Source organism: Chitinophaga hostae (assembly GCF_018224885.1).
Classification (GTDB): Bacteria; Bacteroidota; Bacteroidia; order Chitinophagales; family Chitinophagaceae; genus Chitinophaga; species Chitinophaga hostae.
Map to the genome: position 1 here is coordinate 34,017 of NZ_JAGTXB010000018.1, position 23,932 is coordinate 57,948.

Annotated in this window: 25 protein-coding genes and 1 tRNA gene; 13 read left to right on the forward strand and 13 right to left on the reverse strand. The window is 44.8% G+C overall.

What is annotated here, in order from left to right; translation table 11 throughout:
• Positions 1 to 13: 13 nt before the first annotated feature.
• Complete coding sequence (locus KE626_RS26360) at positions 14 to 1,540, forward strand: RagB/SusD family nutrient uptake outer membrane protein (RefSeq protein ID WP_211976016.1); 1,527 nt, start codon at positions 14 to 16, stop codon at positions 1,538 to 1,540.
• Positions 1,541 to 1,744: 204 nt separating this feature from the next.
• Here the strand turns inward: KE626_RS26360 and KE626_RS26365 are convergent, their stop codons facing one another.
• From KE626_RS26365 to KE626_RS26385, 5 genes are all read right to left on the reverse strand, one after another.
• Positions 1,745 to 2,356 (reverse strand): SIMPL domain-containing protein, encoded by a 612-nt coding sequence (locus KE626_RS26365; RefSeq protein ID WP_211976017.1) that lies wholly within the window; start codon positions 2,354 to 2,356, stop codon positions 1,745 to 1,747.
• A 31-nt stretch (positions 2,357 to 2,387) separates the two neighbouring features.
• Positions 2,388 to 2,813, reverse strand: coding sequence for a hypothetical protein (locus KE626_RS26370; protein ID WP_211976018.1), 426 nt, complete (start codon positions 2,811 to 2,813; stop codon positions 2,388 to 2,390).
• Between the two features lie 131 nt (positions 2,814 to 2,944).
• The gene (locus KE626_RS26375) at positions 2,945 to 3,586 is read right to left on the reverse strand and encodes a response regulator (protein WP_211976019.1); all 642 of its coding nucleotides are present in this window, start codon (positions 3,584 to 3,586) and stop codon (positions 2,945 to 2,947) included.
• Complete coding sequence (locus tag KE626_RS26380) at positions 3,576 to 5,456, reverse strand: tetratricopeptide repeat-containing sensor histidine kinase (protein WP_211976020.1); 1,881 nt, start codon at positions 5,454 to 5,456, stop codon at positions 3,576 to 3,578. Before KE626_RS26380 ends, KE626_RS26375 begins: the two co-directional genes overlap by 11 nt.
• Before the next feature lie 166 nt (positions 5,457 to 5,622).
• Complete coding sequence (locus KE626_RS26385) at positions 5,623 to 6,060, reverse strand: hypothetical protein (RefSeq protein ID WP_211976021.1); 438 nt, start codon at positions 6,058 to 6,060, stop codon at positions 5,623 to 5,625.
• Between the two features lie 435 nt (positions 6,061 to 6,495).
• Here KE626_RS26385 and KE626_RS26390 point away from each other — a divergent pair, with 435 nt between their 5' ends.
• The 5 genes from KE626_RS26390 to KE626_RS26410 all read left to right on the forward strand — a co-directional run bounded on the left by KE626_RS26390 (position 6,496) and on the right by KE626_RS26410 (position 9,656).
• Positions 6,496 to 6,846, forward strand: a complete 351-nt coding sequence (locus tag KE626_RS26390; protein ID WP_211976022.1) for a hypothetical protein — start codon at positions 6,496 to 6,498, stop codon at positions 6,844 to 6,846.
• A 329-nt stretch (positions 6,847 to 7,175) separates the two neighbouring features.
• The gene (locus KE626_RS26395) at positions 7,176 to 7,592 is read left to right on the forward strand and encodes a hypothetical protein (protein WP_249207697.1); all 417 of its coding nucleotides are present in this window, start codon (positions 7,176 to 7,178) and stop codon (positions 7,590 to 7,592) included.
• A gap of 14 nt (positions 7,593 to 7,606) precedes the next feature.
• On the forward strand, positions 7,607 to 7,930 hold the full coding sequence (locus tag KE626_RS26400; RefSeq protein ID WP_211976024.1) for a DUF3817 domain-containing protein: 324 nt from the start codon (positions 7,607 to 7,609) through the stop codon (positions 7,928 to 7,930).
• Between the two features lie 70 nt (positions 7,931 to 8,000).
• Positions 8,001 to 8,954 carry a c-type cytochrome gene (locus tag KE626_RS26405; RefSeq protein WP_211976025.1) on the forward strand — a complete coding sequence of 318 codons (954 nt, stop codon included), beginning with the start codon at positions 8,001 to 8,003 and terminating at the stop codon, positions 8,952 to 8,954.
• Positions 8,955 to 9,065: 111 nt separating this feature from the next.
• On the forward strand, positions 9,066 to 9,656 hold the full coding sequence (locus KE626_RS26410; protein ID WP_211976026.1) for a TetR/AcrR family transcriptional regulator: 591 nt from the start codon (positions 9,066 to 9,068) through the stop codon (positions 9,654 to 9,656).
• Positions 9,657 to 9,679: 23 nt separating this feature from the next.
• On the opposite strand, the gene KE626_RS26415 is transcribed toward KE626_RS26410, so the two are convergent.
• Positions 9,680 to 10,423, reverse strand: a complete 744-nt coding sequence (locus KE626_RS26415) for an SDR family oxidoreductase (RefSeq protein WP_211976027.1) — start codon at positions 10,421 to 10,423, stop codon at positions 9,680 to 9,682.
• A 269-nt stretch (positions 10,424 to 10,692) separates the two neighbouring features.
• Between KE626_RS26415 and KE626_RS26420 the strand changes: the two genes are divergently transcribed.
• From KE626_RS26420 to KE626_RS26430, 3 genes are all read left to right on the forward strand, one after another.
• Entirely contained in the window at positions 10,693 to 11,157 is a 465-nt protein-coding gene (locus KE626_RS26420; protein WP_211976028.1) for a DUF1579 family protein, read from the forward strand.
• 471 nt (positions 11,158 to 11,628) lie between these two features.
• Positions 11,629 to 12,393, forward strand: coding sequence for a glycoside hydrolase family 11 protein (locus KE626_RS26425; RefSeq protein ID WP_211976029.1), 765 nt, complete (start codon positions 11,629 to 11,631; stop codon positions 12,391 to 12,393).
• A gap of 127 nt (positions 12,394 to 12,520) precedes the next feature.
• The gene (locus KE626_RS26430; protein ID WP_211976030.1) at positions 12,521 to 13,048 is read left to right on the forward strand and encodes a hypothetical protein; all 528 of its coding nucleotides are present in this window, start codon (positions 12,521 to 12,523) and stop codon (positions 13,046 to 13,048) included.
• A gap of 176 nt (positions 13,049 to 13,224) precedes the next feature.
• Here KE626_RS26430 and KE626_RS26435 read toward each other — a convergent pair whose 3' ends face one another.
• Entirely contained in the window at positions 13,225 to 13,746 is a 522-nt protein-coding gene (locus tag KE626_RS26435) for a dihydrofolate reductase family protein (protein WP_211976031.1), read from the reverse strand.
• A gap of 520 nt (positions 13,747 to 14,266) precedes the next feature.
• Here KE626_RS26435 and KE626_RS26440 point away from each other — a divergent pair.
• Positions 14,267 to 15,499 (forward strand): alpha/beta hydrolase-fold protein, encoded by a 1,233-nt coding sequence (locus KE626_RS26440; RefSeq protein WP_211976032.1) that lies wholly within the window; start codon positions 14,267 to 14,269, stop codon positions 15,497 to 15,499.
• A gap of 148 nt (positions 15,500 to 15,647) precedes the next feature.
• Here KE626_RS26440 and KE626_RS26445 read toward each other — a convergent pair.
• Positions 15,648 to 15,720: transfer RNA gene (locus KE626_RS26445), tRNA-Lys, on the reverse strand.
• A gap of 89 nt (positions 15,721 to 15,809) precedes the next feature.
• Here KE626_RS26445 and KE626_RS26450 point away from each other — a divergent pair.
• On the forward strand, positions 15,810 to 16,289 hold the full coding sequence (locus KE626_RS26450) for a hypothetical protein (RefSeq protein ID WP_211976033.1): 480 nt from the start codon (positions 15,810 to 15,812) through the stop codon (positions 16,287 to 16,289).
• 57 nt (positions 16,290 to 16,346) lie between these two features.
• Here the strand turns inward: KE626_RS26450 and rluF are convergent, their stop codons facing one another.
• Positions 16,347 to 17,096, reverse strand: a complete 750-nt coding sequence (gene rluF, locus KE626_RS26455) for a 23S rRNA pseudouridine(2604) synthase RluF (RefSeq protein ID WP_249207699.1) — start codon at positions 17,094 to 17,096, stop codon at positions 16,347 to 16,349.
• Positions 17,097 to 17,281: 185 nt separating this feature from the next.
• On the opposite strand from rluF, the gene KE626_RS26460 reads away from it, so the two are divergent.
• Positions 17,282 to 19,225: a lectin-like domain-containing protein gene (locus tag KE626_RS26460; protein ID WP_211976035.1), complete on the forward strand. Its 1,944-nt coding sequence runs from the start codon at positions 17,282 to 17,284 to the stop codon at positions 19,223 to 19,225.
• A gap of 1 nt (position 19,226) precedes the next feature.
• Here KE626_RS26460 and KE626_RS26465 read toward each other — a convergent pair whose 3' ends face one another.
• From KE626_RS26465 to KE626_RS26475, 3 genes are all read right to left on the reverse strand, one after another.
• Positions 19,227 to 20,297 carry a 3-oxoacyl-ACP synthase III family protein gene (locus KE626_RS26465; protein WP_211976036.1) on the reverse strand — a complete coding sequence of 357 codons (1,071 nt, stop codon included), beginning with the start codon at positions 20,295 to 20,297 and terminating at the stop codon, positions 19,227 to 19,229.
• Positions 20,298 to 20,407: 110 nt separating this feature from the next.
• Positions 20,408 to 21,418: an LLM class flavin-dependent oxidoreductase gene (locus tag KE626_RS26470; protein WP_211976037.1), complete on the reverse strand. Its 1,011-nt coding sequence runs from the start codon at positions 21,416 to 21,418 to the stop codon at positions 20,408 to 20,410.
• A gap of 110 nt (positions 21,419 to 21,528) precedes the next feature.
• Positions 21,529 to 22,278, reverse strand: a complete 750-nt coding sequence (locus KE626_RS26475) for a type 1 glutamine amidotransferase domain-containing protein (RefSeq protein ID WP_211976038.1) — start codon at positions 22,276 to 22,278, stop codon at positions 21,529 to 21,531.
• Positions 22,279 to 22,374: 96 nt separating this feature from the next.
• Between KE626_RS26475 and KE626_RS26480 the strand changes: the two genes are divergently transcribed.
• A complete protein-coding gene (locus KE626_RS26480; RefSeq protein ID WP_211976039.1) occupies positions 22,375 to 22,734 on the forward strand; it encodes a DUF1801 domain-containing protein in 360 nt (119 codons plus the stop codon).
• A 12-nt stretch (positions 22,735 to 22,746) separates the two neighbouring features.
• Here the strand turns inward: KE626_RS26480 and KE626_RS26485 are convergent, their stop codons facing one another.
• Positions 22,747 to 23,847: a glycosyltransferase family 2 protein gene (locus KE626_RS26485; RefSeq protein WP_211976040.1), complete on the reverse strand. Its 1,101-nt coding sequence runs from the start codon at positions 23,845 to 23,847 to the stop codon at positions 22,747 to 22,749.
• Positions 23,848 to 23,932 lie beyond the last annotated feature (85 nt).

Below are 23,932 nucleotides of genomic sequence, written 5' to 3' on the forward strand. Positions count from 1 at the left end.
AACGATGAAACGTATGAAAAAAATATTGATTTCGATCGCAGCTACACTGGCGTTTACCGGCTGTTCCCGCGATACCTTGCAACTTACTAACCCGAACCAGATTACCACGGAGACTTTCTGGAAAAATGAAGATGATGTTAAAAGCGCCATGGCTGCCACCTACGGGCTATTTAAAAATGTAGATGGCGGGTATTGGGGCGTACGTGGTGTAGAATTATCCAATGGCCGGGGTGATGATTTCTTCATCCGTAACGATGTGAGTTATCTCTACCAGTTATCTACCTTCACCAATACACCGGACAACTCCGCGGCTACCAATGTGTTTAACATCTCTTACCGGGCTATTTTCCGTGCTAACCAGATTATGGAAAACATTGATAAAGCCGGGCTCACCGATCAGAAAAAGAAGGCTTATATCGCCGAAGCTAAATTTATCCGTGGGCTGAATTATTTCATCCTGGTAACCAACTTTGGTGATGTGCCGATACGCACCAGTGTTCCGGCCAAGAAAGAGGACTACTTCATTGCCAAATCTCCGGAAGCCGATGTCTGGACACAAATAGTTAAAGACTTCACAGAGGCGGCTGCAGACCTGCCGGCTACGCGCGATCCATCAGAAACAGGCAGGGCTTCCAAAGGCGCAGCACTGGGTTTCCTGGGAAAATCGTTTGTATATATGAAGAACTGGGCCAATGCGGAATCAACGCTCAAACAGCTTACCACTGCCCCTTTCAACTACAGTCTCACTACAGACTACGGTGATAACTTCACAGCTGCCAAAAAGAATAACAGCGAGTCCGTATTTGAAATACAACTCGCCGATGTAGGCGGTACGAACCCATGGTCGGGTGAAAACGCCAATGAAGCCCTGGGGGTAACTACCGCGCAGGAGTTTGCACCATCGGAAGTTGCCGGCTGGTTTGAGGTAAGTCCTACCGATAAGCTTTTCAACGAATTTCAGTTAGAAAAAACAGCGGCCCGGGAACTGGATCCACGCATGTATGCAACACTGATATGGGACTATCCAGGCGCGATCTTCTACCGGAAACCGTTTAGTGCCTTTACGTTGCAGTTTGGTTTTAAGTCGATGTTCAAAAAATACCAGAATTACCTGCAGGCCAATGAGCTGTCGGGAAGCAGCGGTGCTGCCAATTATGCTTCCAGCAATAATGAGCGGGCATTAAGGTATGCAGATATTGAGCTGTTGCTGGCGGAAGCCCTGGTAATGCAAAGTAAAACCACTGAAGCATATCCGTGGTTACAGGCGGTGAGAACAAGAGCTAAACTCGGCGCACTCGCCAACGGTCTTTCCAAAGACGCGATGATGGCTGAAATAAGGCATCAACGCATGCTCGAATTTGCCCGTGAAGGTCAGCGGTTCTATGATCTTAAGAGATGGGGACTGCTCAAGCAGGAGTTCACCAACAGCGATAAAGTAGGCCGTCAGTTTTTTGTGCCCGCTAAACATGACTATTTCCCTATTCCGCAGGCTGAATTAAATGCCAATCCAGCCATGGTACAGAATCCACTTTGGAAATAGAAAATAAACCCTGCCGGGGCTGATTGCCCGGCGGAAAGCACCAGGTAAGCGAGGCTGTGTTCTGCGTTGAGAACAAGCCTCGCTTAGCTTTTAAACTACCTTCGCCGGATTAAAAACAGCGTTTGATTTATGTACAATTACTATTAGCGCTTGTGGCTTGGGGGCCTCAATAAGCCCCGGGGTCAAAAATGGATGGCAGGCCGGCTATTCAATCGCGAAACTTACCAACAACGAGAGATATTGATCTTCGATTGGTTTAAAGTAAAAGTTCTCTTCTGCCCTCAATTCCTGGGAGGTAAGATCCGTCACCGTCAACACGGGGCCCAGCTTTTTATTGATTGCTTTTGCAATGATGGCAGCTTTATCCCTGCTATTGAGAAACGCGGTCTCGAATTGTTTTTCACCTTTCTCAACAGGTTTGAACGTTACCCGTGCATTTGTGATAACGATAACGCTGCCATTCGCTAGTTTGGCCGCCTTCAGGAGTTCGTCGAGGGAACGGGCTTTGAAAGTATATAAACTGCCCTCCCTGAAAAGTTGTAATGCCTGGTAACCCACTTTATCTTCTTTAAACTGGCTCTCGTCCAGACCAGCCTCTTTGGCTTTATCGAAAAAGCCCTTTTTCAGGTCTTCGAAAGATTTTTTGCTTTCTGATTCTCCGTACTCCACCGTAATGGAAAAATCTGCCAGGTAAGCTTCCACCTCGCGGTGTATTTTGGCGATGCCGCTAACCTGGATAGCGTGGGTTTGCTGTTCCTGCGCATGGCTTCCCAATGCCGCCATCAATATGATGGCGGCCAGTATTATTTTTTTCATCAGCTGAAAGTTGAGTTGTAAAAGGATAATGCTAGGCAATCGTAAAGAGGAAGGAAGCAACGATCATCCAGGCGCCAACAATGATACCCAGTATACCTAGTTTGCCTTGTTTCGGGGCTATTTTTGCCCGGATACCCACCGCTTTTTCCCTGGCCTTTTCATTGCCGGAGAGGAAGAACTTGTTAATGAGCGGGAATCCGAGTAGGAAACCAAGGCATGCTTCCACCAGGCTGCCTGCGGCTAAGGTGGTCCACCAGATAGGCACCGAGGTAAGCCAGCCAATATTTAAAACGGCGGTTACAAGTCCCCATATGCCCCAGAAACAGAAAATAATCCCGATCCATCCCTGGTAGGGCTCCACCTTTTCCAACAACTCTTTTGCGTTGGGTTTTTTAGATAAAATCAGGGAGGGAACGGCAATGATACTCAGCAGGATTAATGTTATTCCGTAGATCATAATGTTGCATTTTTTAGTTACAGGATTGTTTGATATGGATTGTTCTGTTTTGTTATGCAACAAAGGTAGCCGGGTACGATGGGGGTAACAACATCGTATTCAGTGAAATTCAATACCCTGTTTTCAGGGGGTTAACTGAGGAGGCCTAGTTTGACGGCGTACCTGGTGAGCCCGGCCAGGTTACGCACTTTTAATTTAAGGATGAGGGTTTTGCGGTAACTTTCAATAGTGTGTTTGCTGAGAAAGAGCTTGTCGGCGATTTCCTGGGTGGTGTATTCTTCCGCAATCAGTTTCAATACATCCTTTTCACGGGAAGTGAGCATTTCAAGGGTTTCTTTTTCCTTGTTGAAAACGCTCTTGAGGTATTCCTGTTTCACCGCCTCTGAAAAGTATTTCCCACCTTTTAGAATCATTTTTACCGCTTCCAGCAATTCGTCTGAATCCGCATTTTTTGATAAAAACCCGTCTACATTATTCTGTACAAGCGTATCAATCATATTGCTGTCGGTATGCATACTTACCACCAGGGTGCTGATCTCCGGCCTTTTTTCCTTGATATAATTATTCAGTGTGATGCCGTCCATATCCGGCATACTGATATCGGTGATAACGAGATCGACCTGCTCCGCCGGGTGTTGATCAAGATAGTTCATCAACAGTTTACCATTATGCGCATAATAGAGTACATGGAGATCCTTGTCTTGCGCTATCAACCTGATAAGACCTTCCAGGAACAATTTATGATCGTCTGCAAGGATGATATTATGCTTCATAACATTCCTGATTTAAGGGTATTTCAATGTCAATTACTGTGCCTTTCGACGGGAAAGAGTCAATAGTGCATACGCCGTCGAATAATTTCAACCGCTCACGAATATTCTGGAATCCGATACCGAATTTTACTGTTTCCATGGAAAATCCCTGGCCATCATCTTCAAACTGCAACTTTATCATGTCGTCCAGCCGGGTCAGTTGTATTTCAACTTTCGATGCCTGACTGTGTTTCTGGGCGTTGGTGATGAGCTCCTGGATGATCTTATAGATCTCCACTTTCAGTGATGTTCCGATGCTGTCAACTTCGTCGCCGGGAAAGGCATGGAAGGTGATAGTGGCGTTACCAGGCACGTTGAATTGCCTGATATAGCCTGAAATGAGCGCTGTAAAACCGGTGTTGGTGAATTTCTGAGGAACAAGATCATGGGAAAGATCGCGCACCTGGTGGTAGGTATCGTTTACCTGCCGGATAATTGTTTCCAGCCTATTCACCCCGACCTGGTTAGAGAGCTGGAGTTTGATGGCAGCGAGGTTGCCGCCGATGCTGTCGTGTAATTCACCTGCAATCCGCTTCCGCTCTTTTTCCTGGCCGCTGACAGAGGCTTTGAGCAGCTCCAGTTCTTTATCTTTCAGCAACGCTGCGATTTTTTGCCGGTTCATTTCCTCCATAGTAGTATTTAATTTGCTTTGCGCCTGCAGCTTCTGGTAGTACATATACAGTAAACCTACGATTGGCAGCAGGATAACGAGGAAACCGATCAGCAGACTATATTTTACCGTTTTTTGATGGTTTAACTGGTTTTCCTTATTCAATATCTCTTTTTCCTTCTGGGCCGTTTGATATTTTATTTCAAGCTCATTGATCTCCTTTTTATTCTGCTTGTTCAGTACTTCCTGCAAAACGCCCAGGTACTGGGTCATGAGTGCGTAGGCATTTTTATAATCGTCTGTTACCGCGTACAGGTTACGAAGACTGTTCAATACTTTCAGCTGCGCTTCCAGGTCGTTCCATTGAAGGGCGTTAGCGTAAACCAGGGACAGCAACACTTTTGCATTCTCATAATCCTTCCGCCTAATGAGCAGGTTGCCCATCCTTTGTCCGGCATGGATATACAGGTCAAAAAACTGGTGCTGCTCCGCATTGTTTTTTACTTCATTGTAAATAGCATACGCTTCATCAGTTTGCTGGTTTAATTCCGTGATGATGCCGAGTGTGAGTTTCGCTTGCTGCTCTTTTTTCTCCTGGTGCTGCTGTTGAAAATAAACCAGTGCTTTTTCAGTGTACTGCTTCGCCTGAAACAGGTCTTTCTGCTCAAGAAAAATGAGGCCCAGCCGCTCATACACCCAATATTTCAGTCGTTCATCCTGCCCCGTATTCAGCAGGTCGTTGTATGCAGCAATGGCTTTGTCATGTTCATTGCGGGCAGCATATACGTTGGCCATACCCATTTTATTGTCATTGACGGCAACTTTGTTACCGAGCGATTCCGCAATACTCACGCCCTGCAGGTAATACCGCAAAGCTTCGTCGTACAGTCCTTCATCACTATAAGCGTTGGCCAGTGTAAGATAAAGAGAGACCTGGCAGGAATGTTTGTCGGCAGATGAAAGATCACTTTGGTTAAGCTCCGCCATGAGCTGTTGTGCATAAATGATCACGGAGTCTGTGGTGCCATGGGCGGCATGGAAAGCCAAAAGAGGCTGAAAGGCCAGTATTTTCGCCTTGATATTTTTGGCAAGCTGTATCTTCCGCAAAAGGGAATCGGGTGTTTTTACGGGCACATTTCCGTAGCCCGTAAAAGCGGTACTGTTTTGAGCCAGACAAGAACAGGAAACCGCCAGCAGGCCACCAAAAAGCAGGGCTAACATTTTATTTCGTCTGGTTCGGGTTAATATGGCAACTCCCATCATCAGGAAAAATATTTTTTTCAGACATGGAAGGTAGTTAAACATAACATATTTGCCAATACACGGGAAAGCATGAGTGACAGGAAAATATTTCTACATTTACAATAAAAAATATGCAATATTTCATTTATCGAACGCCAACGGAAATAAGACTTGTAACCGTTTCTGACATAGGTGGCGATACGGTAAATGCACAAATGAAAGGCTTTCGCATAGAGACCGGAATGGTGGAGACCTGGGAGAAAAATAGCATCATTAAAAATAAACAGTAAGGCTGTATTGCTATATCCAACCCTTTATTTTCAACCGAGAATCCAAATCTATACCTTGTAATTATTGGTGTAAATGCAGCCTGACTGAAGGTACCCAAAAGCAAGGCAAAAAAGGTGGCCAGCATATTTACTGAAAGATTGTACCATAATGATATCACACCCACCAGCATTAAAACGAGTGCTATATAGTGCTCGTAAGAAAAAATTATATTGCTTGTTCCCACTGTATATAGACTATACATCATTAGTCCTGTTATTATTATAAAAGGAATGTAAGGCACTATTTTCTTCATATTATTTACCATTTATAGAACTATGAAAGCGATCTGGCCACTTGGGTTTGAAGCTGTCTACTATTGGTGTATTAATAGTCATATTTTTCAAATATCGGTGTTAGATTTATTTCTAATTCTTTTAACCAACGGAAAAATTACAGAAGATTTCTGAAACCGGAAAATCAGCACCTCAAAGTTATCTTGAAACAAATTGATAATCCATTATCCAATCAGCTTCCCGCGAACTATACATGCAGACTCGTGTTCTATCCCAGGCCCACCGACTAGCGTTATTCAGTTTTGGAAGGCCTTTATCAATAAAACAGATCAGGCGTCATGATATCTATAATGATACAAATTGGCAACAATATGATACAAATTGATGAAGCGATTAAAGAAACTCTTATTAACTTCTGGAAAGTTTAATCACATTAACCTTCTAAAAGTTAACTTATGACAAAAAGGACCCTAGTCTTGACTGCTGCTATCATCTTTAGTTGCAGTGTTAGCATGAAAGCAACTTCGGCGTTCAAACAATCAGCTCCCCTACCGCGCCTGCATGCGCCGGCTTTAGCCTGGAATTTCATCTATGCCTTCGGCAATGGCCCTATACCTGGCTTAAGCTGGTCCGGTAATTATTTGTATGTTTCCTCCGGCAATTACGTGGTATATTCCGCGAACGGATATGGATTCCTTTCACCATCTAACCCGGTTTATTGTAATGCTGAAGACAATGCAAACACCTATGTACAGGTTGCTATAAACGGCGGCAGCGTTTCTTATTACGATTTCCAGCAATACTAATTACGCGGTAACATTTCCCAATGGATAATTTTTAATTGTTATTGCATTCGTTTATTAACCTGGATGTGCTGGAGCTATAACCCTGGCGCCTCCAGGTTACCACCAAGTTTCCTTTCACAAAATCTCCACAGCCAGATGGTACATTAACGCAGTGTGCCCTCGAAAGTAACTGCCTAACTTAATTGGTTACTATTAAGTAAAATAACATTTTCAAATATTTTTCTAAAAACATACCAGATAGTATGTTTTTGTTTTACTTTTGCACCGTAACAAATACGGCGATGCATCAAACACTTCTAATCTTACACTCCATCAATCGATGGCTCGTCTTGACAAGCCTTATTTACGCTATCTCGATGGCATGGACCGGGCTACGGTCGGGCAGTGTATTTTCGGGCTACAACAACATGGTCAGGCACATTACGACCACCATCGCGCATGTTCAGTTGCTCCTGGGCCTTTACCTTTACATGATAAGTCCCGTTGTGAAATTTAATGTCGCGAACGTTGGGACTACGGATTTTGTGAGTGAGCATACATTCTTCCGACTGATCCATATTGCTTCGATGGTCATTGCTGTCGTGCTGATCACCATCGGATCGGCTAAGGCAAAGCGGGCGACGTCAGACGGACAGAAATTCAGGACGATACTGGTTTGGTTTGCAGTTGCCTTACTGATTATCCTGGTAGCTATTCCCTGGCCATTCTCCCCGTTGGTTAACCGGCCATATTTCAGATCATTTTAAATTTATTGTCTATTATGTTTCAATTACTAAAAACGCCGATAGGTCGTCTGAGAATAATCGGCTTTTTCGAGGGTATTTCATTGATCGTTCTGGTTTTCATCGCCGTGCCCCTTAAATATTGGGGTGGCCAGCCCGCGCTTGTAAAGATGATCGGACCTGTTCACGGCCTTCTATTCGCATTGTTTGTGCTGACAACTTTGAGTGCAGGTGTGACATATCGCTGGAAATTTTCAGAAACCTCCTGGAAGGTTTTGGTTGCCTGCATCATTCCATTCGGGACCTTTTATATAGACAGGTATATTCTCGCCCCTGAGCAGGCGTCCCATGAAAAACATTAAGATTAGCGGGGCATTAGTTAAAAATTGCCCGCATCAACGTGAACGAATAAACGGTCTGATCTCGTTCGTAATGGCCTGGATATTGCTGACCGGGTGTAACGACACCCCCCGGGCGATCAATAACAATATTGCTTTTAAGGCTAAGTTATCAGCATACAAGCTATTCGAAGGCAACATGATGGAACTGGTGCCGGCTTCCAATGTGGTGCCGGTTCAGATAGGGTCGGCGTTGTTTACAGACTATGCTGAAAAGCAGCGGCTCATTAAAATTCCGGAAGGTACACGGGTAGTTACTGCCGGCAATGGGCTTCCTGTGTTTCCAGATGGAACGCTGATTGCGAAGACGTTCTACTATTCAAAACCCTTGCAAGGCAGACGGCAGATCATTGAAACCCGTTTACTGCAGTATTCCGGTCAGAAATGGAATGTGGCCACCTACCGCTGGAACGCCGGGCAAACGGACGCGGAATTACTAACGGAAGGCGCCACAGTGCCGGTTGATTTTCAGGACCGGTGGGGAAAGCGGCGGCAGCTGATATATAAAATTCCAACGCAGGAAGATTGTGGCACCTGTCACCGGTCCGGTAATAAACTAGTTCCGCTCGGTCCAAAAATGCGCAACCTGAATGTTAATATCAACGTGGGAGGGAAAAGTGTCAACCAGTTAACATACTTAATAAGCAGGGGGTTTCTGGCACAGGGGAGCATCCCGGCAGTAGCTTATATGCCCGATTATAAGGATTCTTCCTTTGTGTTAGCCCTTCGGGCCAGGGCATACCTGGAGATAAATTGTGCCCATTGCCATCGTGAAACCGGTATGGCCGCCGGTACTTCATTAAATCTGAGTTATGAGGTGCCGTTCAACAAAACTGGAATTGCCTATAACAAGGAGAACATAATAATTCGGATGAGCACAATGGGCGAATATCATATGCCTAAAATTGGCACCACAACGCCCGATGATGAAGGGGTGCAACTGATCAGGGAATATATCAATAGCCTGGACAACAAACCGGGAAAGTAACCGACGTCATCTATCAGGCATGAAATATGCTCTTCGCGAGGAATAGGGCGATTGCCTTCAGGATACCCTCGCCCTGTTAATATTTAAGGATAAAGCAAACTGATTAAACAGATGAAAAAAGCGGAAGCGACCAGGATGACTATCCTGGAAAAGGCGTTTGAACTGATATACGCAAAAGGTTATCAAACGACTAGTATTGATGATATCATTGCCACCACGAAAGTTACCAAGGGGGCATTTTACTACCATTTCAAAAACAAAGACGAAATGGGGATATCGATCATAAATGAACTTTTGAAACCTAACATGACGAATGGCTTCAAACATACGCTGCAAAATGATCACGACCCCTTAGCTGCAATATATAGTCTAATATATGGTCTTTTGATGAAGGACGAATTTCTCAAAGTTGAATACGGTTGCCCTGCTTCTAATCTGACCCATGAGATGACTCCCTGGCATACTGATTTCAACCATGCATTAAATGGGCTAACCCGCCAATGGATAAAAATGATGTCAGCATCCATTGAAAAAGGGAAAAAAAATGGGTTTGTACGCAGGGACGTAAATCCAATGCATGTAACGATGTTTGTGATGTCTGGCTATTGGGGAATCCGCAACTTCGGAAAATTGGTCAATAGCAAAAAGGCTTATTTACCATTTTTAAAGGAGCTTAAAAATTATCTGGAAGCCTTGCGGTAAGATTCTTTAACGTTAATGTTTGTTTAAAACACACCTCCTCCCGCACCTATATTTTGCCCCGTTATCCATCTGCCTGCATCGCTGGCCAGGAAAACAGTTACGTCGGCCACATCTTCCGGCTCCCCTATCCGCTTAAAAGGAGACATATCAGCAGCCACTGCCCTGTCGCGCTCCGGCAGGAGATCTGTATTCGTAAATCCGGGAGAAACCGCATTAACGGTGATGCCACGTGCTCCCAATTCCCGGGACAGCACCCTGACAAATTGTTCTACCGCCCCTTTACTACCGAGGTAAATAGCATTCATCGTAAAATACATTTTTGTGCCGCCGGTAGAGGTAACGATGATGCGGCCACCGTCCGTTACCCTTCTGGCAGCTTCCTGCAGTACAAAAAAAATGCCTTTGGTATTCGTGTTGAATACCGTGTCATATTGTTCTTCCGTAGCTTCCGACAATAAAGCGGGAATATAGTTGGCCGCATTAGCGACTACGATATCGGGCTTCCCCAGGGATACTTCCGTTTTATCAAAAAGTGCGCTGATAGCCGATAGTTGAGAAATATCTGCCTGTATAGCAATGGCACTGCCACCCTGCTGCCTGATCTTTTCTGCAATCTGTTCTGCAGCGGTAGCGCTGTTCACATAACTAATGGCCACTGCAGCACCGGCCGCGGCTAAACGCTCTGCGATAGCCTTCCCGATCCCTCTTGAACCTCCTACTACAATAGCGGTTTTACCTTGAAAGGCATCTTTTGCAAATGTTGTCATAAATGGCGTTCTATTTGAGCGGTTAAAGTTAAACAATAAAAGAGATTCGGTATGATCACAAAGGAGCGAGTTCTTTTGTGTAGCTTGTATAAGCTGATTCATATTGTCGCAATAAGCACCTCAAAATGTCTTTTTCCCACCCCTGGAAAGAATATCTTCTGTGTAAATTTGTGTAAATAAAAAATCATTGTCCATAGCGCGAACTTTAAGTCAAACTGCAAGCATCGGACTGACAAATAAAATTGCAAAACAACATAACCATAAAAAATATGATGAACCACATAAAACACGAAGCAGCAATACCGAATCCTGCCCTCAAACCTTTTGAGATATTAATTGGAGAATGGGAAACTATCGGGACACATCCATATCTTCCTGGCACTACTTTTCACGGACATACTTCATTCAAGTGGCTTGAAGGAGGTGCTTTTGTGATTATGCATTCGGAAATTGACGAAGAAGGCATTCCCAGCGGCATCGCAATTTTCGGTAGTGACAATGCCACCGGGGAATATTTTATGCTCTACTTTGACGAACGAAAAGTTTCAAGGAAAATTGATGTTTCATTTAACGACAATGAATTGAAATGGTGGAGAAATGCTCCTGGGTTTTCACAACGATTCACCTGGACAATTGCTGATGACGGAAATGTCATAATTAGCAAAGGCGAATTATCCAAAGACGACACGACATGGGAAAAAGATTTAGAACTTACACTCAATCGTATAAAGTAATAGAGAACTATGAACCTGAGTAGTAGTATAGTACTGGTAAACTGCTGAAATATCTCAGTAATGTTCCAGGTACGTTGACCCGTTGAAATACGAGTAAAAAATAACAGAGCTTTATTTCCAGTGCAGTGGAATTGCAATAGCATTTATCCCCGGTAAACCCTTTTTTCAGTTACCCAGCGCCTGGATTCCGTTCCTATCTCTCCGTTCTCCCAGATTCATAAAATAAAGATCTGGCTCCTCATTTGATGAAAGCCATTCCTGTGTCTGCTTCACAGTTTGAAAAAGAGCTATTACCTCAATATCTCCCCGTACCCTGGAAATTAACCTCTTCTATCTGTGTTCAGTGTAACGTTTTTGAATATAGGTTAAAAATAAGCAGCGTATGAACATTTGTGTAACAAATTTGCTGATTATTAGCATTGTTCCATTTTTAAATATGCTTTTTTGCTTCTCTAACCAATAAACCACGATATGAAAAAACAAAACTCACTAACAAGAGTAGCCAGGAAGGTTGCTTTTGGCTCGGCTGCAATCATTGTACTTGCAGGCGCTACAATTTTAACAAGCTGCAAAAAAGAGGCAAAGACCAATCCCGGGGTAGTTGCTACTGAGCACCTTTCCAAAGCTGAAGTCGCGGCCCAATTCTACCAGTCGGGCACGCATAACGGCTTCTTTTGGTCACTTTGGAAAAGTGACGGTGCTACCGGTACAGTTAATTACGCAAATGGCGCTGGCGGAAATTACAGCGTTAGCTGGAATGGCTTTAATGGTAATTTCACATGCGGCAAAGGCTATTCTGTAGGTTCTGCATCCTACAAAATAGGATATAATCTCGGTACTTATTCTAACTCTGGCGGGGGTACTTTCGGCTGGTATGGATGGAGCAGAAACCCTTATTATGAGTATTACGTGAATGAAACATGGGGTGCAGTTTCACCTCATACCGGCACTTATTTAGGGACCTTTGAAAGCGATGGTGCAGGTTATAACGTATGGACCCGTTGGGTGACCGGTAAAAATATCGACGGAGGTGATGGTTTCAGACAGATTTATAGCTCCAGAGTTACAAAAGTTACTACCGGGCAAAATCGCGTCATTACTTTTGCCAACCACTATAACAAGTGGAGTAGTTTAGGATATACGCTTGGTCAGTTAAATATTCCGGCTATTATGGTTGCAGAGACTTGGGGCTCTAATACTAATGGCAATATTAACTGTACTATTTGGGCGCAATAAACACACTGGTTTAAATTAATAACAGACAAATACTGCCTGGCTTTTTTCCAGGCAGTATTTAGTGCGGGTATTTCTTATCACTTACCCGGGCTAAGAATACCTCTTTAACATTATTTAATAATTAGTTATGACGAGATCAATACTTTATTTTCTTGCATTCTTCATTTTTGCTCTTCCAGCCTGCGATTCACCGAGTCTCAAAAACGTGGAAGGAGATAAAAAATTCCTAATCGGAAAATGGCATAGATTTTCAATGACAAATGGATATAGCGAATTTGATATTGACTCGCAATACATCATTTTCTATAATCAGAAAGTTGGCCGGTTCAGTCTTCCCTACAAAATAGAAAATGACTCTTTGAAGTACCTTACAAATCATTACGCGGCTAAGATTACAGACTACGGTGACTCCGTACTTCTTGAAGGCAACGATAGTACTAAAGCCACTTTACATAGATTTAAAGAATCGCATATTCCTTTTAAGGCAATTCCTGAAGTAAAAGATTCCCTGTCATTTGTATCATACATCGCAGATTTCGATAAAAGATTAATCCTGGAGTTTGAAAAAGCCGGAATAAAAATTTCTGATGGTACGAAACAGCCTGAGGAGCCTGCGTATGAAGAATTGTTAAAAAAAAGAAAGAGTGTAAATTGATAAGCATAACACCGCATAACTTTCATCAAATGAGGATTAGCATAATTTAATCAATCTGTTGCTAACCTCAACGCTCACTTTTCTTTGCTTACATATTATTCCAGCAAGCCATAAGGGTGGTATATCGCCCTACCCGGGAGAAACAGGGAAACTATATAGCAACGGTGCAGGTCCTTCTACCTGGTGTAATACAGCAAAACTGCTCCGCATGCGAATGGTTTACAATTCACAAGTTTCAGCTCTAAATCGTTTTTTAAAGGATTAAAAGTTTGCTGTCCGTTACCAAGGTTAGCTGGGTTTACGAATAAATAAAACTCGTCAACCAAATCATGCTGAATTAACGAGGATGCAAATGAGTCGCCTCCATAAACAATAATATCTTTTCCGTTTTTGTTTTTCAAAGCTTTTATTTCCTCTTTTATATCGCCGCTTATAATTGTTGTATTGTCCCACTTACTGACCTGGAGCGTATTTGAAAAAACGGCATTAGGAATCTCTTTGAATAACTTTCCCAATTGATACTCGGTATCATTGGGGTTGCTTGCTACTTCGGCCCAATATGGAATAAAACCTTCTCCTGTTTTTCGTCCATGTAAAATGCAGTCAACATTCTTAAGGTTGTCGATACTAAAATCCGACATTCCGCTGTCCCATTTGTTACCAAGTAAAATGTTCATTTGTAATTTTAACTTTCTCATGTCGATCCGTTTTATGGTTAATTAATACTTCAAAGTTACATGCTGGATGACTACAGGAAAAGGCATGATTACGACATTTTAGCGTTATGATTGCGACATTTTAGAGATAGGTTTCGGAAACTCCACGGTCAGCACAATGTAATCATTCTGTTGCTAACCTCAACGCTCACATTTCTATCCTTACTTATCATTCCACAACTTTACCTCCCAAAACAAAAAAACCTTGTAGAATCAGCTTCTACAAGGTTTTAATTACGTCAGTACAATTAGTTTTACACTCCTTCGTGATCCCCTTGGTACAAAACTCGAACCTTTTGGTTAAGGATTTAAAACTACTGGCAAATATCTAAAGTAGTATAACATTTACTTTTCACAATCTTTCTATGTATTATTACCGAGAATATCTAACTTTGAGTGCGCACAGTTAGTTGTAATTGACCAGCACGCAGGTACTGATCTGCAAAGGCATAAATTTGCAATACCACATAAACTTAACAACATATTTTAACCCTTTACTCGTATGATTTACAACAGCTTCTTAAAGCGTCATTTTAGAAAGAACATTGTATATATTTTCTTTATAGTATTAACTCCCAAATGCTTAATTGCCCAAACCGACCCGGCATTTAAACCCATATCAGCAGATATCATCAAACTCTCGTCTAAAGTATTGGATGAAGACCGGAAAATTTATATTTATATTCCGCCTGTAGATACCTTACTGCCCGATAAGCGCTACCCTGTATTATATGTTCTTGACGGGGATAATCATTTTAGTCTGATTGCAGAATATTGCCGATACCTTAGCCGTAAGGATGTAAATGTCATGCCAGAAATTATTATAGTTGGAATTCCTAACAAAAACCGCACAAGGGACCTTACCCCAACCAATAGTATTATTGATTATGACGGAAAGCCTGATACCAGTTCGAACTCCAGGTTTAAGTCAAGCGGCGGCGGCAATAATTTCTTACAGTTCATTGGTGCAGAGCTGATACCTTATGTTGACGCGCATTACAAAACACAACCTTTTAAAATTTTTGCAGGACATTCATTTGGCGGCATCACCACAATCAATTGCCTGTTAACGCAACCGGATATGTTTAGTGCTTATATAGCCATAAGCCCATCCTTTTGGTGGGATAAGGAATATTTACTTAGCCTCGCTGATGAAAAGCTAAAAAATGATCGGGATATAAATAAAATGATCTTTTACAGTGATGCGGACGAAGGAATGTCAGAATCTACCTTCCATACCAATCTGTTAAAATTCGACTCTATAGTGATCCAAAGAAAGATAGTGGGCTTAGACCATAAGTATGCTTACTATCCCGAAGACACACATATGACGGAGCCCGTAAAAGCCTATTATGACGCTTTGCGGTTTATTTTCAGGCAATGGGATCTGCCACTGACAGATCTGAAATCATTGAATGCCACTGTTGTAAAGCAACACTATCAGCAACTGTCTCAACGGTATGGATATTCCGTTACACCGCCAGAAGTAAATGTGCACAACATAGCAATGTATTTAATAGCCCAGTATGGAGCACTGGATAATGCAATAAGTTTACTGGAAATGAATACCCAAAACTATCCCGCATCAGCAACTGCTTTTAGCCAATTGGGAGATGCATACTTGAAAAAAGGTGATCGTTCAAAGGCAGTTATTTGCTATAAAAAGGCGCTTGCATTAAAGCCCGGCTTGCAAAATGTAAAAGCTAAATTGGCAGGGGCTTCAGAAAACCAGTAATGGCTTGTTCAATATAAGAAAGCAGAGAAAGCCTGTCATTTTTTAATACTTAATTGTGAATATCAGGGCTATGGTTAAATCTCTGCAATCGGAACTCGGCTAAAAAAACAAAAAAAGTACAATTTGCGCGAGGTTTGTAACTTCTCTGTGATCCCCTTGGGACTCGAACCCAAGACCCATACATTAAAAGTGTATTGCTCTACCAACTGAGCTAGGGAATCATTCCCCGTTAAGGGGTGGCAAAAGTAAACATTCTCCCACAATCACCAAATTTTTTTCTCAAAAAAATAAAAATAACTTCATTACCTATATGAAAAAGTACTTAGCAATTATACTGTTAGCCTACGCCTGTACCCCGCCGGCAAAATCTTATACCTACTCCCGCGGAGCGGATGGACAGCTCAAAGTCCAGGAGCATACGGAAACGGGAACCGGCTTGCGGCTCAATGTCAAAAAAAGAAAACGGGCCATACACCCTACGATCACTTTTATGGAGGCCGTTAAAGAATACCGGCGTACGTTTCATCATTTTCCGCAGGATATATGGAACCTGCAAAATATGAACGATAAAAGCCGCAATGCATTTAAAGACATGAAAGAAATAGGATTCACCGATCTGCAATTGCAGTATGTATATCTTGATTCTTTTGTAATCGCTTTTGTACATAAACCGGTGTATACGCTCGCAAATAAAAACAACCTTCTTTCCGGATCGGATGTAAACGGAAAATTTATTTTTACCTATAATTCCAAAGACTCTTCCTTCCTCTATGAAAAGAAACTGGATTAAATAAATAAGCCGCCGGCTTTACAGCATGGCGGCTTATGCATTATCTGTTAACATGGGTTATTCATCCATGCCATCCTGGTAGTTATTGTCGCCTTTCTCTGTTTTGCTGCTGTTGGCAACGAGGGCGTTGATGTTGTTGATCTCTTCTTTGGTAAAATACCGCCAGGAGCCGGGAGCCAGGTCTTTTAGCGTCATGTTCATGATGCGGGTACGCTTCAGCGTCACTACTTCATATCCCAATGCTTCACACATACGGCGAATCTGCCGGTTAAGCCCCTCCGTAAGGATAATGCGGAAACGGTTGGCTCCTTCCTGCTGTACAAAACATTTCTGCGTCATTACGCCGAGGATGCGAACACCGCTGCGCATGGCTTTTACAAACTCCAGGTCGATGGGCTTATCTACTGTAACGATATACTCTTTCTCATGCTGATTACCTGCCCGGAGAATTTTATTGACGATATCACCATCATTTGTTAAAAAGATAAGTCCTTCGGAACGCTTATCCAGCCGGCCGATGGGAAATATGCGACTGGAGAAATTTACGTAGTCGATGATATTTGTTTTATCTTTCAGATCTGTGGTGCAGGTGATTCCTTTGGGCTTGTTAAGTGCAATATATACGGTAGATTTCTTCTTCTTCAATGGCTCTCCGTCCACTTCCACCACATCGCCATCTTTCACACGATTCCCTTTGGAAGCAATGTTATCATTGATGGTTACCCTTCCCTGTTCAATATATTTATCAGCTTCCCTGCGGCTGCAAAAGCCGGTTTCGCTAATGTATTTGTTAACGCTTATATCCATAGTTACGGTTGAAATCAACCGCAAATTACTTAAAACCGGGCAAAAAGTCAGGCAACGGAAAGTCCGGGATCGACACGGCAATTTCATGTTATGCCGGCGAACAAGCCAAAACCCAATAATTATGCTTTGATGTTAGCTCCCGGAACTGTAACTTGTTAACGGCAATCTGTCCGCCGACCCCTTACATGAAAAGAATACTATACCTGGTTACCGGCCTGTTGCTGTTATTAAATTCCCGGCTTCCGGGTCAGACACAACTGCCATACATACTCAACGGTGCGGCCACACAGCGCACCTGCAACTGCTATGTATTAACACCGGACGCATTCCATACCAGCGGCACCGTGTGGAATAAAAATAAGATCAACCTGTTACAGTCCTTCAACTATATATTTGATGTAAACCTCGGCTGCAAGGACGCTACGGGGGCAGACGGCATCGGCTTTATCCTGCAAACGAAAGGTACCAATCTCGGCGCTACCGGGCAGGGACTGGGTTTTAAAGGCATTTCTCCTTCATTGGGTATACTGATAGATACCTGGCAGAATTTTGATGAGAACGACCCCTCTTATGACCACCTGGCCATACAAATGAACGGGCTGTCGGATCATAACAGCAGCGGCAACCTGGCCGGCCCGGTAACAGTACTGAGCAATAGTGACAATATAGAAGACTGTCAATGGCACCTGTTCCGCATTAAATGGGATGCGCCGTTACAGCACCTGGAAGTTAGCGTGGACAATGAATTACGGTTAACGCTCGATAAAGACCTCGTCAACGACATCTTTAACGGCGACCCCAATGTTTTCTGGGGTTTTGCCGGTTCTACCGGTGGCTTCTCCAACCAGCAACAGTTTTGCGCGGCCCTGCGACCCGAATTTAATTTTGACCCGCAGCAGGTATTTTGCAACGGAACGCCTATACAGTTCAAAGACAATTCCAGCTCTTTTGGTGCTATTACCAGCTGGTGGTGGGATTTGGGAGATGGAACCACCTCCGTTGCCCCGCAGCCTCCGGCACACCTCTACCCTTCGGCCGGACATTATGAGGTAAAACTGGTGATCGCTGATAACAGCGGCTGTACATCAGATACACTAAAGGCCCCTTTTACCGTAGGGGCGTACCCGGTAGTCGACTTTGGTCCCTATCCCCTGTGCCTGGGTTCACAAATGTATATGAACGACCTTACCACCATCACAGTTGGCACCCTGGCAAAATGGGAATGGGATTGGGGTAACGGCGCTACCGCCACCGGTGCAAAACCACTGGCGCCCTATACCACACCAGGTCCCCGTCAAATACAATTAAAGGTCACGTCGCAACAGGGCTGTGCCACCACGGCTGCTAAATCCATACTTGTCAGCAATACGCCGGCCGTCAGGGGTATGGGGGAAAATGTTTGTCTCGGCGCCTCGACCGTTTTCCAGGGCATCAACAGTACGCCCAACATTCCTATCCGGCAATGGCACTGGCAAATGGGCGATGGCATTACCTCCGCACTCAAAGATCCGGTATACCGCTATGCCGACACCGGCTACTATCCTGCACGGCTATACGCCGTGAGCACCGATGGATGCGCGTCGCCCGTTACAGACGTTCCGGTTACGGTTACCGCAGTATATGCCCGCGCCGGGGCCGATACTATTGTAGCTGCCGGGCAACCACTGCAATTGCAGTCGCAATGGGGCGATACCCGTTTGCAATATACCTGGTCGCCCGCTACCGGCCTCTCCGATCCACGTATAGCCAACCCCGTAGCCATGCTGCATAAAGATCAATCCTACCGGCTTACCCTCACCTCTCCGGAGGGCTGCCATGATGAAGACACCATCAATGTAAATGTGTATGAAGGCCCGGAATTTTATGTGCCCAATGCCTTTACCCCCAACAACGATGGGCGTAACGACGTATTCCATGTTATAGCCGCCGGCGTGCCTAAACTGGACTTCTTCTGTATCTGGAACAGATGGGGACAGGAAATATACCGTAGCGCCGATCTTCCGGGCGGATGGGATGGCAGCTGGCAGGGAAGACCCGCTCCCCCCGGCACATACGTATGGATGGTGCAGGGAGTTGACTACACCGGCCGGCGTTTTAGCAGGAAAGGAACGGTAACGCTTATACGGTAACTTATACGCGGTAGCAAATGGCGTTGATGTTCATACCTGCACCCACCGAAGCAAACAGGATCACATCACCGGCGTGAACAGCCTGGTTCGCGATCTCATTCCTTTTCACCATATCATACAGTGTAGGTACGGTGGCAACAGAGCTGTTGCCCAACACATGAATATTCATAGGCATAATATCGGTCGGTATCTCCTTAATACCATATAACAAATAAAAAGCCTTGATAATGGCAATGTCCATTTTTTCGTTGGCCTGGTGGATAAAGATCTTTTTTACATCCCGGATGTTGATATTTCCTTTATCGAGACAGTCTTTCATAGCTTCCGGCACACGTTTGAGGGCAAACTCATATACCTTGCGGCCCAGCATTTTGATATAACGGATACGCTTATCCGCTTCCGGGGCATAAGACATGCCCATATAGATATAATTCAGTTCATCGTTGGCATACGACTGCGCGCTGGCGCTGATAATACCGGCAGCGCTGTTCTTACCTTCCAGCGCTTCCACTATTACGGCGCCGGCGCCATCGCTGAAAATCATGCTGTCACGATCATAGCGGTCAATAACACGACTCAGCGTTTCCGTACCTATTACCAGGCATTTTTTTGCGAGCCCCGATTTAAAGAAAGCGTCGGCCTGGATCAGCCCCTGAATCCAGCCAGGACAACCAAACAGCACATCATATGGAATACAGGCCGGGTTACGGATCCCCAGCGCCTGCTTTACCCGCGATGCCAGTGAAGGCACCGCATCCGATTGGATAGTATCTGTTAAAACATTCCCGAAATTATGCGCCAGGATGATCTGATCCAGCATCTCCGGATCCACTCCCGCATCTTTGATCGCCACCTTCGCAGCCGCCACCGCCATCTCCGTGGCGTTCATGTCTATGTCTGCATACCTGCGCTCAGAAATACCTGTTACCTCCTCAAATTTCCGGATAATATCCGCTCCTTCAGCAGGTATACGCACCTGCCGGTCGCTGTAGAAGTCCTGGTCCAAAAAATCGCTGTTTAATTTTTTGTTGGCAGGGATGAAGCTACCGGTACCGGTTATAACTGTTCGCATTGTTTGAATCATAGTTCGATTTTCAGGTTGCCACCTGACAACCCCATTCCATAAAGATACAAACAAATGCCTTTGGGAGGTAGCCAATGTCCGCTGCTGCAAACGGATGCCTATACGATATGATTAAACAGTTCTTTAAGCAACTGATAAGAGTAAAGCCGTTCGTTCTGATCATAAATATGTGCCGTCGCTATCACTTCATCCACCTTTGTGTCGTCGAGAAAACGCTGCAATCCCTGTTGTACGGTTCCAGGACCGCCAATAAAGGAACACGACAGCATCTGTTGCGCATGTGCGGCTTCCTGTTCTGTCCATACACCTTCCATACTATCGATGGGAGGCCCCATACGGCGCAGCTTTCCGCGTATAATACCCAGGAACAACTGGTAAAAAGAAGTAGCGAGACGGTTAGCTGCGGCATCTGTATCTGCTGCAATCACATTCACGCAGGCCATCGTATACGGCGCCTGTAAAAATTCAGAGGGCTTGAAATGCTGCCGGTAAATTTTCAGCGCAGCATGTAACTGCGCCGGGGCGAAATGACTGGCGAAAGCGTAAGGCAAGCCCATGGCGGCAGCCAGGTAGGCGCTGTCTGTGCTCGAACCCAGTATCCAGATCGGGATATCCAATCCCTCTCCCGGAATAGCTCTTACAGGACCCGTATGATTATCAAACGAAAGATATTGTTGCAGTTCCTGTACCTGCTCGGGGAAATCGTGCCCGGCCCCTAGCCTGTCGCGACGCAGTGCGCGGGCGGTTACCTGGTCGGTGCCCGGCGCCCTTCCCAGCCCAAGATCAATCCTGTCGGGATACAGGGAGGCCAGGGTACCAAACTGTTCTGCTACCACCAGCGGGGCGTGGTTAGGTAGCATAATACCACCGGAGCCTACACGGATAGTGCTGGTGCCACCTGCAATATATCCCAGCAATACGGCGGTAGCAGAGCTGGCCACGCTCACCATGTTATGATGCTCGGCCATCCAGAAGCGCTTAAATCCTAATTTTTCAACGTGTTTTGCCAGCCTCAGACTATTGTGAAATGCCTCTGCAGGCGTCTGTCCTTCCATCACCGGCGCCAGATCCAATACTGACAGCGGACGTGTTAATCCTTGCTTACTCATACTTCAGACGGTTTATTGGTTCATTCCCGCAAATTTACGACAACGCGCCCGATGCACACGAGCCGATAACCTCCAGGTAAGCACCATGATAAACAGGTGAAGTTGGCAGATCAACCCAGCAGCGCGATAAAATCGGTGGCAAAATGATAGGCATCTCCGGGCCAGCGGGCCGACAGGTAATGGCGGTCCAACACTGTAAAGCCACGCCTGAGATGACGGGCATCGTCGCGCTTCAGGGGTAACGGCCCGGTAAGAAATTGGGCGGCATCCTGCAGTTCCGCGGTTACTTCTGCCTGTACCGTTACCGGGTAAGTGAGATAGTAATCTTTCAGCCATAGCCTGGTAAGACGATAAGCCATCAGCTCCTGCGATTGTAACAAGGCCGTGGTTTTGTAAGTGTGCAACACAGACAGCCCTGTTTGCGGATGTTTACTTCTTGCTGCCAGCACTACACCGTGACAGATAGCTCCTACCGGTTTTTGCGTCACAAAAAAATGGGACACTACCTGTTGCAGTAAAGCTGATTCGAGGTAAGGCCGTACACCTTTATCATGCCCGCCGGGCAACAGCAATGCGTCATAGTTGTCCGCAACAATATCCGTGTATGGTATGGGATTACAGAATGCATCACTGTTAGACATCTGGTGATAAGCCATTACCGCATCTTTCCGGGCAGTCAGCACCCATTTCCAGATACCCAGGTCCGTTCCTCTCAGCATGCGTAAATCGGCCATGGCGCTGTAACCTCCCGGTGTGGCAAACTGTACATCGTATCCCGCTGCCGTTAACAATAACCAGGGGATAGCCGCTTCAGTTGGGTCAAAACCATAATCAGGTAGTGGTACCAGGACTTTCTTCATGCTGATGCATTTTGATAATAGGGAAGTCAGGATGAGAAAGATAATGAAAAAGTTTTTAGCCGCCGGTAATTCGTAAATTTAGTTCCAAAATAAATCATGTTGCGCGATATTGATACCTGGTTTGAATCCCAGCCGGAACCCGCCAAAGGCTGCCTGTTAGCGCTGAGAGCGCACCTGCTGCAATTAGACCCGCACATTACTGAAGCCTGGAAATATAGGATGCCCTTTTATTGCTATAACGGTAAAATGTGTTGTTACCTCTGGATACACAAACAACTGCAACAACCCTATATTGGCATCGTGGAAGGAAAAAACATTATCCATCCCCTCCTGCAGATAGAAAAGCGTGCGCGCATGAAAATCCTGCTCATCGATCCGCGCGAAGATATTCCGATGGATACGGTTAACGACATTCTTGGAAAGATGGTGAAATGGTATGCAGCAAAAAAAAGATAAACAGTATACCGTCTAACTAAAGATCAATACCGCCAGCAAAATAATATAGATCACCAGTTTGATGATCCGCCAGCGGTTAGTGCGGAAATTACGCGGCCGGGTAAAATCGATATTGATACGCTTCATAAAATAACTGAACCGGCCCTGCCCCATCACGGTCTTAAACATGCCCCATTCGTTACTGCATCTCAGCAACGTCATATAGTACGCTACTTTAGGTTCTTTAAATCCATCCCGTGATGCCCGGATGTAATTGATCAGTATATCGATCACCGGTATAGCCAGCAATAACATCAGCCATTTCTGCCAGCTGAGAAATATAAAAAATAAAGGCGCACTCAACAGCACGAGCAACGCCCCTTCTATCGGGTTAGGAAATGCATACCAGGTAAATTGTTTAAAACGGGGCAACAGCAAAGCCATGCCTTCTCCATAACGTTCAAAACGTTTATAGTGCGGTTGTCCGTCGTTCCACCACGGATGCGTAACACGGGCTTCCTTTACACAGATAAAACGCGCATTGTTCCGCAAACAGATCTGTGCAGGCAAGTCTATATCTTCTCCCCCGCCGTTTTTCGGAAAGATGGAAGAAAAACGCAGCTCCTGCATTGCCGCACGGTTATACATCATGTTAGCCGTAACGCCCCACATAAATTCCTCTTTCCTCTCCGCAATGGTAAAGATGGTAGTCAGCCCCGCCGCCGTCAGCGCCCGTGTAAAAGCACTCATGGGCGCGGGGAAATCCGTTAACCCGATAAATCCTATGGCCTCCCGGTGGGCTTCAATTGCTTCCACATAACGGAAAAGCACATCATCGTCTGCAACAATATCATCATCGAGAAACAGCATCCATTCGCCACTGCCTGCATTAATCCCCTTGTTACGGCTTTCTGCCGCACCCAGGTTTTCCGGGTTAATAAACAGGTGAATAGCGCCTTCTTCCGCCAAACGCAGCATTTCTCTGCCTGGTTTCACCTGCGGATTATCCACCACTACGTAGTAGTTAAACCGCCATCCATTGGGCTTGGGTAAGTGAATCAGTGGGAGCAAATACTGTTCATCCAACCGGAAAGAAGGAATAATAATATCGATCGAGTTTGAAAATGTCAACATAGGGCGCGAAGATAAATAACATTCTTTTCGCTTTCGCAAAGCAAAAAAAATATATATTTGCAGCCGTTTATTTGTTAACCTGATA